The 13,150-nt window shown below is 61.7% G+C and carries 12 protein-coding genes; 4 read left to right on the forward strand and 8 right to left on the reverse strand.

Annotated elements, in window-relative coordinates; genetic code table 11:
- The first annotated feature begins 78 nt into the window (after positions 1 to 78).
- The 3 genes from AC1RJW_RS01535 to AC1RJW_RS01545 are packed head-to-tail and all read left to right on the forward strand — an operon-like array spanning position 79 to position 3,691.
- Positions 79 to 2,520: a heavy metal translocating P-type ATPase gene (locus tag AC1RJW_RS01535; protein WP_493042883.1), complete on the forward strand. Its 2,442-nt coding sequence runs from the start codon at positions 79 to 81 to the stop codon at positions 2,518 to 2,520.
- A 2-nt stretch (positions 2,521 to 2,522) separates the two neighbouring features.
- Entirely contained in the window at positions 2,523 to 2,942 is a 420-nt protein-coding gene (gene cueR, locus AC1RJW_RS01540) for a Cu(I)-responsive transcriptional regulator (RefSeq protein WP_493042885.1), read from the forward strand.
- 20 nt (positions 2,943 to 2,962) lie between these two features.
- Positions 2,963 to 3,691 (forward strand): glutathione S-transferase, encoded by a 729-nt coding sequence (locus AC1RJW_RS01545; protein WP_493042887.1) that lies wholly within the window; start codon positions 2,963 to 2,965, stop codon positions 3,689 to 3,691.
- A 46-nt stretch (positions 3,692 to 3,737) separates the two neighbouring features.
- On the opposite strand, the gene AC1RJW_RS01550 is transcribed toward AC1RJW_RS01545, so the two are convergent.
- From AC1RJW_RS01550 to yidD, 3 genes are all read right to left on the reverse strand, one after another.
- Positions 3,738 to 3,938 carry a heavy-metal-associated domain-containing protein gene (locus AC1RJW_RS01550; protein ID WP_426070799.1) on the reverse strand — a complete coding sequence of 67 codons (201 nt, stop codon included), beginning with the start codon at positions 3,936 to 3,938 and terminating at the stop codon, positions 3,738 to 3,740.
- 82 nt (positions 3,939 to 4,020) lie between these two features.
- On the reverse strand, positions 4,021 to 4,962 hold the full coding sequence (locus AC1RJW_RS01555) for a bestrophin family protein (protein ID WP_493042890.1): 942 nt from the start codon (positions 4,960 to 4,962) through the stop codon (positions 4,021 to 4,023).
- 255 nt (positions 4,963 to 5,217) lie between these two features.
- Positions 5,218 to 5,700 carry a membrane protein insertion efficiency factor YidD gene (gene yidD / locus AC1RJW_RS01560; protein ID WP_493044196.1) on the reverse strand — a complete coding sequence of 161 codons (483 nt, stop codon included), beginning with the start codon at positions 5,698 to 5,700 and terminating at the stop codon, positions 5,218 to 5,220.
- A gap of 236 nt (positions 5,701 to 5,936) precedes the next feature.
- On the opposite strand from yidD, the gene AC1RJW_RS01565 reads away from it, so the two are divergent.
- Positions 5,937 to 7,619: a serine hydrolase gene (locus AC1RJW_RS01565; protein WP_493042892.1), complete on the forward strand. Its 1,683-nt coding sequence runs from the start codon at positions 5,937 to 5,939 to the stop codon at positions 7,617 to 7,619.
- Between the two features lie 38 nt (positions 7,620 to 7,657).
- Here the strand turns inward: AC1RJW_RS01565 and AC1RJW_RS01570 are convergent, their stop codons facing one another.
- The 5 genes from AC1RJW_RS01570 to AC1RJW_RS01590 all read right to left on the reverse strand — a co-directional run bounded on the left by AC1RJW_RS01570 (position 7,658) and on the right by AC1RJW_RS01590 (position 13,130).
- Positions 7,658 to 8,332 (reverse strand): site-2 protease family protein, encoded by a 675-nt coding sequence (locus AC1RJW_RS01570; protein WP_493042894.1) that lies wholly within the window; start codon positions 8,330 to 8,332, stop codon positions 7,658 to 7,660.
- Between the two features lie 139 nt (positions 8,333 to 8,471).
- Positions 8,472 to 10,283, reverse strand: a complete 1,812-nt coding sequence (locus tag AC1RJW_RS01575; RefSeq protein WP_493042896.1) for a PhoH family protein — start codon at positions 10,281 to 10,283, stop codon at positions 8,472 to 8,474.
- A 289-nt stretch (positions 10,284 to 10,572) separates the two neighbouring features.
- On the reverse strand, positions 10,573 to 11,043 hold the full coding sequence (locus AC1RJW_RS01580) for a peroxiredoxin (protein WP_493042898.1): 471 nt from the start codon (positions 11,041 to 11,043) through the stop codon (positions 10,573 to 10,575).
- A gap of 75 nt (positions 11,044 to 11,118) precedes the next feature.
- Positions 11,119 to 12,078: a polysaccharide deacetylase family protein gene (locus AC1RJW_RS01585; protein WP_493042899.1), complete on the reverse strand. Its 960-nt coding sequence runs from the start codon at positions 12,076 to 12,078 to the stop codon at positions 11,119 to 11,121.
- Complete coding sequence (locus AC1RJW_RS01590) at positions 12,078 to 13,130, reverse strand: bifunctional UDP-4-keto-pentose/UDP-xylose synthase (protein WP_070290550.1); 1,053 nt, start codon at positions 13,128 to 13,130, stop codon at positions 12,078 to 12,080. The genes AC1RJW_RS01585 and AC1RJW_RS01590 overlap by 1 nt, the downstream gene beginning before the upstream one ends.
- Positions 13,131 to 13,150: the final 20 nt, after the last annotated feature.

The following is a 13,150-nucleotide window of genomic DNA, read 5'->3' on the forward strand; positions in this document are numbered from 1 at the left end:
CTGAAATAGAGCTTGACCTTCCCATCATGGGATAGCAGATCCTGTACATATTAGTTAATCTTTCGTACAGGATCTGCCATGAACCAGAGTGCACTCGCTCCCGCCGCTTCCCCTCCCGCTACTGCGCATGCGCACGCGCAGGCGCTGGCCATCGAAGGCATGAGCTGCGCCTCGTGCGTGGGCCGCGTGGAAAAGGCCCTGGCCGCCGTGCCGGGCGTAACCCAGGCCAGCGTCAACCTGGCCACCGAAGTGGCCAAAATCAGCTCCGACACGCCGATTCCACTGGCCGCTTTGCAGGCCGCCGTGGAAAAGGCCGGCTATACGGTGGCGCAGCGCGAGATCGACCTGAACATCGCCGGCATGACGTGCGCCTCTTGCGTGGGCCGGGTGGAAAAAGCCTTGCTGAAAGTGCCGGGCGTGCTGGCCGCCAGCGTCAACCTGGCCACGGAAAGCGCGCGCATCGAGGTCACGGGCGGCGCGGATGCCGCCACCCTGATCGCCGCCATCGACAAGGCCGGCTATGCCGCCACGGTACCTGCCGCCAGCCAGACCAGCGCGCCCGCGATGGCCTCCAACCGCGACGGCATGAAAGTGGCGTTCGCGGCCGTGCTGGCCTTCCCCTTGATGCTGCCCATGCTGCTCGAGTGGGCCGGCATCCACCTGATGCTGCCCGGCTGGATGCAATTCGCGCTGGCCACGCCCGTGCAGTTTTACTTTGGCGCGCGTTTCTACAAGGCGGGCTGGAAGGCGGCCCGCGCCGGCAGCGGCAATATGGATTTGCTGGTGGCGCTGGGCACGAGCGCCGCGTATGGCTTGTCCGTCTACCAGTGGCTGACGGCGGGCGAGATGCTGCCGCATCTGTATTTCGAGGCCTCGGCCGTCGTCATCACCCTCGTGCTGCTGGGCAAATGGCTGGAAAGCCGCGCCAAGCGCCAAACAGCCTCGGCCATCCGCGCGCTGCAGGTCTTGCGTCCGGAGTCGGCCCGCGTGCGCCGCGACGGCGTCGAGCTCGACTTGCCGGTGGAGCAGGTGAAAGTGGGCGACCTGGTGGTCATCCGCCCCGGCGAACGGGTGGCCGTCGATGGCGTGGTGGTGGAAGGCGCCAGCCAGATCAACGAATCGCTGATCACGGGCGAAAGCTTGCCGGTCGATAAGCATCCGGGCGACAAGGTCACGGGCGGCGCCATCAATGCCGATGGTTTGTTGCTGGTACGCACGCAGGCCGTGGGCAGCGAGACGACGCTGTCGCGCATCATCCGCCTGGTGGAAGATGCGCAGGCGGCCAAGGCGCCGATCCAGCACCTGGTCGACAAGGTCAGCGCGATCTTTGTGCCCGTGGTGCTGGTGCTGGCGCTGCTGACCATGCTGGGCTGGTGGTTTGCTACCGGCGAACTGGAGAACGCCATCATCAATGCCGTGGCCGTACTCGTCATCGCCTGCCCCTGCGCGCTGGGCCTGGCCACGCCGACGGCCATCATGGCCGGCACGGGTGTTGCCGCCCGCTACGGCATTTTGATCAAGGATGCGGAAGCGCTGGAAGTGGCGCACGCCGTAAATACCGTCGTGTTCGACAAGACGGGCACCTTGACCGTTGGCAAGCCAGCCCTGGCGGCCCTGCATGCGTACGGCATCGACGATGCCCGGCTGTTGCAGCTGGCGGCCAGCATCCAGCGTGGTAGCGAGCACAGCCTGGCGACGGCCGTGCTGGACGCGGCCAGCGCGCGCCATATCGAACCCTTGCCGGCCACGGCCATGTCGGCCTTGCCGGGGCGCGGCCTGGCGGCAAATGTCGACGGCCTGGACCTGAAACTGGGCAGTACGCGCCTGATGCAGGAGTTAAACGTGGACATGACGCCGCTGGCGGCACAGGCCTTGTCGCTGGAAAACACAGGCAACACGATTTCGTGGCTGGCCTCGGGAACGGAACTGCTGGGCCTGTTCGCCTTCAGCGACCAGGTCAAGCCGAATGCGCAGGCAGCCATCGCCCATCTGCACAGCCTGGGCATCCGCACGGTAATGTTGACCGGGGACAATCAAGGCAGCGCCGACGCCGTCGGCAAGCTGCTGGGCATCGATACGGTGGCGGCAAAAATGCTGCCGGCCGATAAAACCGCTAAAATTGTCGCATTGAAAGGCGAGGGCGCGAAAGTCGCCATGGTGGGCGACGGCATCAACGATGCGCCCGCGTTGGCCGCTGCCGACGTGGGCATCGCCATGTCGACGGGCACGGACGTGGCCATGCATGCGGCCGGCATCACCCTGATGCGTGGCGATCCGGCCCTGGTGGCGGACGCCATCGATATCTCGCGCCGCACCTACAGCAAGATACGGCAGAATCTGTTCTGGGCCTTCATTTATAACCTGATCGGCATTCCGCTGGCCGCCTTCGGCTTGCTCAACCCCATGGTGGCGGGCGCGGCGATGGCCTTCAGTTCCGTCAGCGTGATCAGCAATGCCCTGTTGCTGCGCCGCTGGAAAGCCCGCAGTCATGCAGGTAACGCGCATACCAAGGAGCAATAAGGATGAATATCGGTCAGGCGGCAAGCGAGACGGGCGTATCGGCAAAAATGATACGCTACTACGAAAGTATTGCCCTGTTAAAACCCAGCGCGCGCAGCGACGCCGGTTACCGCATCTATACGCCGAACGACTTGCATGCCTTGCGTTTTATCAAGCGCGGGCGGGGCTTGGGCTTTTCGCTGGAACAGATCCGCGAACTGCTGTCGCTATGGCAAAACGCCCAGCGCGCCAGCGCGGACGTGAAAGGCATCGCCCTGGCCCATGTCGCCGAGCTCAACAAGCGCATCGCCGAACTGACGGAAATGCGCGATACCCTGGCCCACCTGGCGCAATCGTGCCATGGCGACGACAAGCCCGATTGCCCCATCCTGCAAAGCCTGGGGCTGGCCGGTGACACGGACGCGAAGGCTTGCTGCCATTGAGGTAAATCAACGGAGGTGGTATGGCGTATGAACTGTATTACTGGCCTACGATACAGGGGCGCGGCGAATTCATCCGCCTGGCCCTGGAAGAGGCGGGTGCCGATTACCGCGATGTCGCCCGTTTGCCTGAACGCAAGGGGCAAGGAATACCGGCCATGCTGGCCTGCCTCGATGGCGGCACTACGCCACAGGCCGCCTACGCGCCGCCCGTGCTGCGCGACGGCGACTTGCTGATCGGCCAGACCACGAATATCCTGCTCTACTTGGGCAAGCGCCTGGGCCTGGCGCCGCGCGCGGAAAGCGGCCGTTTGTGGCTGAACCAGCTGCAACTGACGATGGCCGACTGGCTGACGGAAGTGCACGACACGCATCACCCGCTGTCGATGAATCAATACTATGAAGAGCAGAAACAGGCGGCCATGCTGCGCAGCGCGGATTTCCGCAGCACGCGCCTGCCGAAATTCCTCGATTATTTCACCCAAGTCCTGCTGAATAATCGCAGCCGCGGTCATTATCTGGTGGGCGCAAAGCTCACGTATGGCGACCTGTCGCTGTTCCAGATGCTGGCCGGCTTGCGCTTTGCGTTTCCGCAAGCCATGGCGCGCCTGGCGCCCGAATATCCCTTCCTGTCCGAGTTGCACGATATGGTGGCGGCGCGGCCGAACATCGCCCGCTACCTGCAGTCGAAGCGCAGAATCCCGTTCAATCAGGAAGGCATCTTCCGCCATTACCCGGAACTGGACGGGTAAACAAAAACAGCCGGCGCAAAGGCCGGCTGTTTTACGTGTCTGGCGCTTATTGCGCGCTGGTAACGGGGTAGCCCGCCTCCACGATGGCGGCGCTGATGGCGCCCAGTTCGGCGGGTGATTCCACCGTGACGCGCTTGCTGGCCAGGTCGATCTGCACCTGGGCTTGCGGATCGATGCCTTGCACTGCTTTCGTGACCGAGCCGACGCAATGGCCGCAGCTCATGTTTTCAACTTGTAACTGATACATGACAAGCACTCCTTGAATGATTAAGTGCTTCCACTGTAATCCTTGCCCCGGTGGGAAGGTCAAGCGGAAGCGTTGTCGCGTTTTAGTGGAGAAGGAAGTCGACGGCTTGCATGGGCGGCGGCACGTTCTCGTCCTGCACGGATTCGCGCAAGCTGATTTCGATGGCGCGGCACATGGCCGACAGGGGCAGGTCGTTGGCATCTTCGCCGAACGGTTCCTCGATCTCGTCGCCCAGGGCATCGAGGCCAAAGAAGGTGTAGGCGACGATGGCGACGACGAAGGGCGTCATGAAACCGAGCGAGTCGACCAGGCCGAAGGGCAGCAGGAAACAGTACAGATAGGCCGTGCGGTGCAGCAGCAGCGAATACGAAAACGGAATCGGCGTGCTGCGGATGCGTTCGCACGAGGCGCCCGCCGCCACCATGGCCGAGACCGTGTTATCGATCTGCGTGGCGAGGATGCTGTCGATGCGGCCTTGCCCGATGCAGTCGGCCAGGTCATGGCCCATCTGCAGCATCAGGTAGTCGGACGGGTTCGCCGCCTTGCAGGCCGCTTCCCATTCGGCCGGGCGCAGCAGCGGCTGCAAGTCGGCCGGTCCGCGCGTGTCGCGCAGCTGGTGGCGCAGGGCATGGCAAAAGGCGATGGTGCGGTAAATCATGCGCACGCGCACATCTTCCAGGCCCAGCCTGGCATGGGCTGGCGTGTCGCTGCGTATCATCGTCTGGCACTGGCGCGAGAAATTACGGCTGCGCAACACCAGTTCGCCCCACAGCTTGCGCGCTTCCCAGTAGCGGTCATAGGCGGCCGTGTTGCGAAAGCCCAGGAAGATGGCCAGCGGCAAGCCGATCAGGGTAAACGGGATGGTGGTGAGGATGACTTTGTGGTCGAACAAGGTGCCGTGGCACCAGGTGACGAGGGTGGCGATCAGGGTATTGACGATGAGCGTGGTGCGGATGCGCGGCAGGACGGAGCCGCGCACGACCAGGAACAGCCGTAGCGCCGATGGGCGCTCGCGCACGATCATGCTGGTCTCCCTGCCGGGAGCTGGGCTGGCGAGGAACGGCGCGCCCGGTGATCGGTAAAAGAGGAAAGATGCAGTGGCAATTGCCGGGAACAAAAAGCCCGCGGCGTGTGCGGGCTGAGCTGGGTGTGCATGGGGAGCAGTGTAGGGGAGACGGCATGAGTATAGGCCGCCGTGCCGCTTCCAGCCAATTCACAGTGATAATGGGTATTATTCATTTCATGAATGAATATTTCATTTGTAATTTATTGTATGAATTTAGCTGTCCGAATCCTGTCGCTGCCTGATCTTCTTGCGGTGTTCTTCCTGCTGCCGTTTCAGTGCGGCACTGGCTGTATAGTCGTTGCGGAACCACGTCGGGTTCTTGCCGCGGCCCGGCCGGGAGCAGTCAGCCAGGCTGGCCACGTCGGCGCAGTCGCAAGCGCAGTCCACCAGAGGCACGTCGCAGTCGCAAAATCCCGCCTGGGCCTGGCGGCGCGCGCTGCGCCGCGCCTGCGGATGCAGTTCCAGGTGTCGGCGATGGCGTTCGCCACAGGCGCGCAGGCGCCGTTGCAACAGCGCCAGTCCCGGGTGCAAGCCGTGGCGCGCGATGACCTTGTAGCCATAGGCGGAGCAGCTGTCGCGCCCCGTCAGCACGCGATAGGCGCAGGAGTAGCCTTTCCAGGGCGACAGATGGCGCTGGTAGGCACGGATCGCCCACAGGGTCAGGTGCTTGCCGCATGATTCGAAGGTGAAAATAATGCTTCCTTTACCGTTTGCCTTGCGGCACTGAGTCGAGCATACGACAGGTATGCGAAAAAGAATAGCGGCAAGCTGGCGTGCATGGCGACACGTGACAAAGGGAGAGATTTTCTGCAGGGGCGTCTGTTAGGCTGGCTGAGCTAAATGAAAATATTTCCTACGGTAAATCCATCATCCCGATAGCCGCCGCCAGGGGCATGGCCAGCTTGTTTATCCTTACAGTGAAAGTGATCTGCATGTTTAAAGTTTCCAGTATCTGCTTCGCTACTCTGATCCTGTTGCAAACACCGATCTCCTGGGCCGACCAGCCCGCCCCACTGAGCCAGCGGCAGCAAGCATTGGCCGCACAAATCGACGCCAGCATCGCGCCGTATTACAAGTCCAGCGAACCGGGCGCCGTCGTCATCGTCGTCAAGGATGGGCAGCCGCTGCTGCGCAAGGCGTATGGCCTGGCCAGCGTGCAGGATGGCCAGCCGCTGACGCCCGACATGTCGCTGCGCCTGGGTTCCATTTCCAAGCAGTTTACCGCCGTCGCCATCCTGCTGCTGGCCGACCAGGGCAAGCTGGCCGTCACCGATGACATCACGAAATTCCTGCCCGGCTATCCGACCCACGGCAAGAAAATCACGATCGATCAGCTGCTCGCGCACACGTCCGGCATCCACGACTACACAAGGAAGCCGGAATTTGTGCCCAACAGCACGAAAGACTTGAGCGTGGCGCAGATGATCGATTTCTTCAAGAACGATCCCCTGGACTTTGAACCGGGCACCCAATGGAGTTACAGCAGCTCCGGCTATTTCCTGCTGGGCGCCATCATTGAAAAAGCTTCGGGCCAGCCCTATGCCAGGTTTGTGGAACAGCAGATATTCGTGCCACTGGGCATGAACGACACGGCTTACGAAGGCCACGAGCGCCGGCCTGCCAGGCGTGCGGCCGGGCATATCCGTTCGGGCGAGACCTATGTGCCCAACTTGCCCTTGAGCATGACGCAGCCGTATGCGGCTGGCGCGCTCGTTTCCACCGTGGACGACCTGGCGCGCTGGGATGCGGCCATTTCGGACGGCAAGCTGCTCAAGGCCTCCACCTGGGAGCAGGCGTTCACGCCGGCCAAGCTGAACGATGGTAAAACAACCCGCTCCGGCTACGGCTGGAAGGTGGGAACCTGGCAAAACACGCCCGTCATTCACCATAGCGGCGGCATCAATGGCTTTGCCACGTATGCGATGCGTTTGCCGAAGGAAAAAGTCTACGTGGCCGTGCTGGAAAATTCGGATACGGGCCTGGTCGATCCCGATGTGGTGGCCCGCAAGGCGGCCGCCATCGCCGTGGGCCGGCCATATCCCGAGATCAAGGTCATCACGCTCAAGCCCGCCATCCTCGACGCCTACGCGGGCGTGTACGCCATCAATGACAAGGCTGGCTACACGATCCGCAACTTCGAGGGTAATCTGTTGCTGCAGCGCACGGGCCGTCCCGCGCAGCGCCTGCTGGCCTATTCGCCCAATGGTTTTCTGATTGAGAACACCCTCACCACCGCCGAGTTCGAGCGGGGGGCGAAGGGCGAAGCCCAGCTGATCCTCAACAATGGCGGCGAATCGAAATCCGTGCACGAGCGTGCCAGCGCCGTCAAGCCGGCGCGTACCGTGGTCGCCATGACGCCTGCGCAATTCGATGCCTACGTGGGACGCTATGCGCTGGCGCCCGAGGTCTACCTGGAAGTGACGCGCGAAGGCGACAAGTTCTTCGCCCAAGTGACGGGCTTCCGCAAGCTGGCCATGCTGCCGATGAGCGATACGGCTTTCTTCTCGAATGAAGTCGATGCGGAAGTGCGTTTCAGCAAGGATGCCAGCGGCAAGACCGAGCAACTGGTGCTGCGCCAGGAAGGGCAGGACATGCCGGCCAGAAGGGTGAATTGATGTGTGAAGGCCGGCTTGGCGCTTGTGCGCGAGCCGGTCTACGCCCCCATGGCTTGCCAGCCATGCCAGCCGAACGCCGCCACCCAGGCCAGCAAGATCGCCAGCCCCGGCAGCAACAGCCATTTTGCTGCAGTCTCTTCCCACGCCACATACGGCTTGCCGCCGCGCGCGATGGCCAGCAGCGCCTGGCCGCCATTCAGGCCGGCAAACGGCAGCAGATTAAAGGCGCACAGTTTCAGCGAGAACAGGGCGAACACCGGCGCAAAGCCATGCGTGCGGGCAAATGTTTCCCCTTCACCCAGCAATTCCTGCGCCGTCGACAACGGCGCCAGCGCGCCAGCGACGATTTGCCCGAAGGCGGCGATAAAGCGCTCCCAGCCCGAGGCTCCCATGATGCCCAGCGACAAGGCCAGCAGCACGGCCACGCCGCTCAAGGGCAGCAGCACCTGCTTCCACAGCGGCTGGAAGTTGTAGGCGTCAAGGCAGGGATCGTCGTCATACAAGGTTTCCTCGCGCGTATCCTTCAGCACCAGATTGCCGGCCAGCGGCAGCAGCTTGAGGTGGACTTTTCTCCAACTCAGCAAGGTGGGGCCCACGCCGTAGCGGATGCTGCGCACCCTGATGCCGAACAGCCTGGCGCAGACCGCCATGACGGAAATGTGGATGAACATGAAGACAATGAAGCAGAGCAGCAACTGCAGGGCGGGATGCATGGGGCGGGTTGTCCAGGAAGAAAGGAGCGGTATTAGAACATGTCGCAGGAAAAAGTTGCGCACATGAAAAAAGCCCCGCCTGCATCGCTGCAGCCGGGGCTTTTGCATAATTGGGGCAGCTGGCGCCGCCCGCGGCAATTTACAGCACTTCGCTGGCGTGGTCGGCCAGGCGCGAACGCTCGCCGCGGGCCAGGGTGACGTGGCCGCTGTGCGTCCAGCCCTTGAAGCGGTCGACCACGTAGGTCAGGCCGCTCGAGCCTTCCGTCAGGTACGGTGTGTCGATCTGCGCAATGTTGCCCAGGCACAGGATCTTCGTGCCGGGACCGGCGCGCGTGACGAGGGTCTTGACTTGTTTAGGTGTCAAGTTTTGCGCTTCGTCAATGATCAGGAACTTGTTGACGAAGGTGCGGCCGCGCATGAAGTTGAGCGACTTGATCTTGATGCGCGAGCGGATCAGGTCTTGCGTTGCCGCACGGCCCCATTCGCCGCCATCGGAGTCGGACTTGTTCAGCACTTCCAGGTTGTCGTCGAAGGCGCCCATCCATGGCGACATCTTTTCTTCTTCCGTGCCCGGCAGGAAACCGATGTCCTCGCCCACCGGTACCGTCACGCGGGTAACGATGATTTCATTGTAGAGCTTGGTTTCCAGCACTTGCGCCAGGCCGGCGGCCAGGGCCAGCAGGGTCTTGCCGGTACCGGCTTGGCCCAGCAGGGTGACGAAGTCGCATTCCGGATTCATCAGCAAGTTCAGCGCGAAGTTCTGCTCGCGGTTGCGCGCCGTCACGCCCCACACATTGTTCTTCGTGTGGCTGAAGTCGCGCAGGGTTTGCAGCACGGCCGTCTTGCCGTTGATCTGCTTCACCTGGCCGTAGAACGGCGTTTCGCCGTTTTTCGGTTCCAGGTAGATGAACTGGTTGACCAGCAGCGATGGAATGAACGGGCCCGTCACGCGGTAGAAGGTGGAGCTGTAGCCGTTCTTGCTTTCCTGCCACGATTCCATGTCCTTGCCGTGCTTGTTCCAGAAGTCGTCCGGCAATTGCACGATGCCCGAGTACAGCAAGTCCGTGTCTTCCAGCACATGGTCGTTGAAGTAATCTTCGGCCGGCAAGCCCAGAGCGCGCGCCTTGATGCGCATGTTGATGTCTTTCGACACCAGCACGACGGGGCGGCCTTCCTGTTCCGACTCGAGCGAACGCACGACGGCCAGGATCTGGTTGTCGGCCTTGCCCACTGGCAAGCCTGCCGGCAGGTCGGCGCTTTGCAAACGCGTCTGGAAGAACAGACGGCCCTTGGCGTCCTTGTTGCCCAGCTTGGACAGCAGGATGCCGTGTTCGATGGCGTCGTCATCCGTGTTGCTGATCAGGGCATCGAGCGTGCGCGACACCTGGCGCGCATTGCGGGCCACTTCCGTCATGCCCTTTTTGTGGTTGTCCAGCTCTTCCAGGGTCATCATCGGCAGGTACACATCGTGTTCCTCGAAGCGGAACAGCGACGATGGATCGTGCATCAGCACGTTCGTGTCGAGCACGAACAGCTTGCTGATGCCGCGCTGATCGGCGGCGCGGCTGGCGGACGACTTGAGCTGCACTTCCACAGGCTTGTGCTTGGCCGGATGCGGCTGCTCTGCCTGCTTGACGGGCTTGATCGGCGTGACCTTGCCTTTGGCCGCCGGCTTGGCTTTCGCTGCAGGCGCGGCAACGGCGGCAGGCGCGGCCGCAACCGGCGCCGGGGCTGGCAATGGCTTGGCGACCATCAGGGCCGCCACTTGCTTGATCTTCGTGGCCGCATTGCGGACCGGCTTGGCAACTTCGGCGATCGCCGCTTCAATAATCGGTGCAGCCACTTTCTTGGCTGCCGGGGTTTTGGTGGCCGGGCGCGCTGCGCCTGCGGTTGGGTAATCTTGGGTGGCCAGGATGGTGGCTGGCTTGCTCGGTAATTTTGGCAGTGGCATCAGGATCTCAATCAAAAAATTTCTGGAATGAATCGCCCATGGGCAGCCAGCTTCTGGCGGCACTTCTCATGGGGTGGATGCGGGGGAACAACAATGCTACAGGACGAATAACTGCCGGGAGGCCGGCAGCATGGCCGGTCATGGACGCCATCGGCGGGCTGCAGGCCCGCCTGGCGGAGTGGATGGAGGCGCTTCGTTGACTCAAAATGGCGATAGGTACCGTGAACTGAACTGCGGTTGAACCAGGCTCGCTGGAAGCCGACAACGCGCATTGGATCAAAATGGACGATCAATTCAGATGCGCTACGAATTCCAGCACTTCTTCCACGTGAGTTGCGACCTTCACGCCTCTCCATTCTTTCACCAATCGGCCCTGGGCGTCAATCACAAACGTACTGCGCTCGACGCCGCGTACCGTCTTGCCGTACATCTGTTTCATCTTCATGACGTTAAACAGCAGGCAAACGGCTTCGTCCGGGTCGGAAATGAGCTCGAACGGCAGTTCCAGCTTGGCTTTGAAGCTTTCGTGCGAGCGCAGGGAATCGCGGCTGATGCCGTAGATTTCCACGCCGGCGGCGATGAATTGCGCATACGCATCACGGAAAGCGATGTTTTCCGTGGTGCAGCCAGGAGTGTTGTCCTTCGGATAGAAAAACAGCACCGTGGCCTTGGCCGGGCGGCCCAGCAACTGAAAGGTCTTGCCGCTGGTCATCGCGGCGCTAAAGTCGGGTATGCTAATGAGGGATTGGCTATCAGCCACAGGTTCTCTCCTGAACGGTGATCATCAGCGCTGTTTTTTAATCTGGCAACGCATCCAGGTGCAACAATACAGCATTCAGGCCGCTTTGCCCTGCACAATCAGGCGTCCCGAACGCCCGGGCAACTCATCCCAGGTGATGGGGCAAACGGGCAAGTCCGTATTTTTTATCTTTTCATAATAATCGCCCATCGCTGCAAACTGGTAGCCCTGGGCTTTCCAGCCTGCAAGCAGTTGTTCGAAAATGGGGGCGAGTTTCTGTCCTTCAAGTTCCGCGTGCAAGGTATATACGTGGTCGCGGGGATTATCCGCCGTCAGCGACAATATATGCGCGGCAACATTGCCGGTCGTGATCAGCTTGCCGTCGATTTCGCAGCCCAGCAATTCATCCAGGGTGGGCAGGGTGGTGGGCAATTGCACGCAGCGCAGGATGGTGTTGCCATTGCGCACGCGGTGCGGGCCATTGCCCGGGTGCACCATGGCGCCGCGTGCATCGAGCATGGCGCGGCCATCGGAGGCAAAGCGGTAGCCGGCCGTGTCGTGCTCGACAAAGGCGCTGACGTTCATTTGCCAGCCGGCCGCGCCGTGCGTATGCGGCTTGCTGCCAAACACCTGCTCGTAGCGGTTGGCGGCCTTGCGCATCATGTTGATGGTCCAGGCGGCGTTGCGCTTGGCCACGTTGTCTTGCCACAGGGTGTGATCCCAGGTGTGGATGCCGCACTCGAAACCGGCATCGCGCACGGCGCGCAATTGCGCCGCGCACTGCTTGCCGATATCGGGTCCCGGCAGCAAGGTGCCGTACATCAATGTTTTCAAGCCGTAGTGCTCGACCACCGAGGTGCGCGACACCTTGCTGAAAAAGCCGGGCTTCAAGGCGCGCCGCAGGGCCCAGCCCGTATGGTCGGGGCCCAGCGAGAACAGAAAGGTGGCCTTGGCCTGGTGTGCGGCCAGCATGCGCACCAGATTGCCCATGCCTTCACGGGTGCCGCGATAGGTATCGACGTCGATTTTCAGGGTCAGGAACGGCTTGCTCAACATTAATCCATCAGGGCTTTGGCTTGGGCTACCTGGCTGCGGTAGGCGTCGAAAATATTGCGCAGGGAATCGGCCATGGTGGTGGTCGGCGCCCAGCCCAGCTCTTCGCAGGTATTCGTGATTTTCGGCACGCGGTTCTGCACGTCCTGGTAGCCGGCGCCGTAGTAGGCGCCCGAAGTCGTTTCCACGATTTTCACGTGTTTCGCGCCTTCGGCGTATTCCGGGTATTCGGCGGCCAGGGTCAGCATCATGCCGGCCAGGTCGCGGATCGAGTAGTTATTGGTCGGATTGCCAATGTTGTAGATCTTGCCGCTGGCGATGCCGTTCTTGTTGGCGATGATGCGGATCAATGCATCGATGCCGTCGTCGATGTAGGTGAACGCGCGTTTCTGTGCGCCGCCGTCGACCAGCGAGATGTTCTCGCCGCGCACGATGTGGCCGAAGAATTGCGTCACCACGCGCGAGGAACCTTCTTTCGGCGTGTGGATCGAGTCGAGGCCGGCGCCGATCCAGTTGAATGGACGGAACAGGGTGAAGTTCAGGCCTTCCATGCCGTAGCCCCAGATCACGCGGTCCATCAGCTGCTTGGCGTTCGAATAGATCCAGCGCGGCTTGTTGATCGGGCCGCAGATCAGTTCCGAGTTTTCCGGGTCGAATTCCTCGTCATGGCACATGCCGTACACTTCCGACGTCGACGGGAAGACCAGGTGCTTGCCGTACTTGGCGGCCGAGCGCACGATAGGCAGGTTGGCTTCGAAGTCCAGTTCGAAGACGCGCAGCGGCTGCTTGACGTAGGTCGATGGCGTGGCGATGGCCACCAGCGGCAGGATCACGTCGCATTTCTTGACGTGGTACTCGACCCATTCCTTGTTGATCGTGATGTCGCCTTCGAAGAAGTGCATGCGCGACTTGTAGTTGTCATCTTCCAGCAATTCCGTGATGCGGTCCGTGTTCATGTCCATGCCGTAGACATGCCAGTCGGTGGTTTCCAGGATGCGCTTGGACAGGTGGTGGCCGATGAAGCCGTTGACGCCTAAGATGAGGACTTTTTTCATGTGAGATTCTCTTGAGTGAT

The organism is Janthinobacterium sp. GW822-FHT07A03, from assembly GCF_058798815.1.

Excerpts from the sequence above, each read along its gene's own strand:
- AC1RJW_RS01535 (WP_493042883.1), top strand. The coding sequence starts at position 79 with ATGAACCAGAGTGCACTCGCTCCCGCCGCTTCCCCTCCCGCTACTGCG.
- cueR (WP_493042885.1), top strand. The coding sequence starts at position 2,523 with ATGAATATCGGTCAGGCGGCAAGCGAGACGGGCGTATCGGCAAAAATG.
- AC1RJW_RS01545 (WP_493042887.1), top strand. The coding sequence starts at position 2,963 with ATGGCGTATGAACTGTATTACTGGCCTACGATACAGGGGCGCGGCGAA.
- AC1RJW_RS01550 (WP_426070799.1), bottom strand. The coding sequence starts at position 3,938 with ATGTATCAGTTACAAGTTGAAAACATGAGCTGCGGCCATTGCGTCGGC.
- AC1RJW_RS01555 (WP_493042890.1), bottom strand. The coding sequence starts at position 4,962 with ATGATCGTGCGCGAGCGCCCATCGGCGCTACGGCTGTTCCTGGTCGTG.
- AC1RJW_RS01565 (WP_493042892.1), top strand. The coding sequence starts at position 5,937 with ATGTTTAAAGTTTCCAGTATCTGCTTCGCTACTCTGATCCTGTTGCAA.
- AC1RJW_RS01570 (WP_493042894.1), bottom strand. The coding sequence starts at position 8,332 with ATGCATCCCGCCCTGCAGTTGCTGCTCTGCTTCATTGTCTTCATGTTC.
- AC1RJW_RS01575 (WP_493042896.1), bottom strand. The coding sequence starts at position 10,283 with ATGCCACTGCCAAAATTACCGAGCAAGCCAGCCACCATCCTGGCCACC.
- AC1RJW_RS01585 (WP_493042899.1), bottom strand. The coding sequence starts at position 12,078 with ATGTTGAGCAAGCCGTTCCTGACCCTGAAAATCGACGTCGATACCTAT.
- AC1RJW_RS01590 (WP_070290550.1), bottom strand. The coding sequence starts at position 13,130 with ATGAAAAAAGTCCTCATCTTAGGCGTCAACGGCTTCATCGGCCACCAC.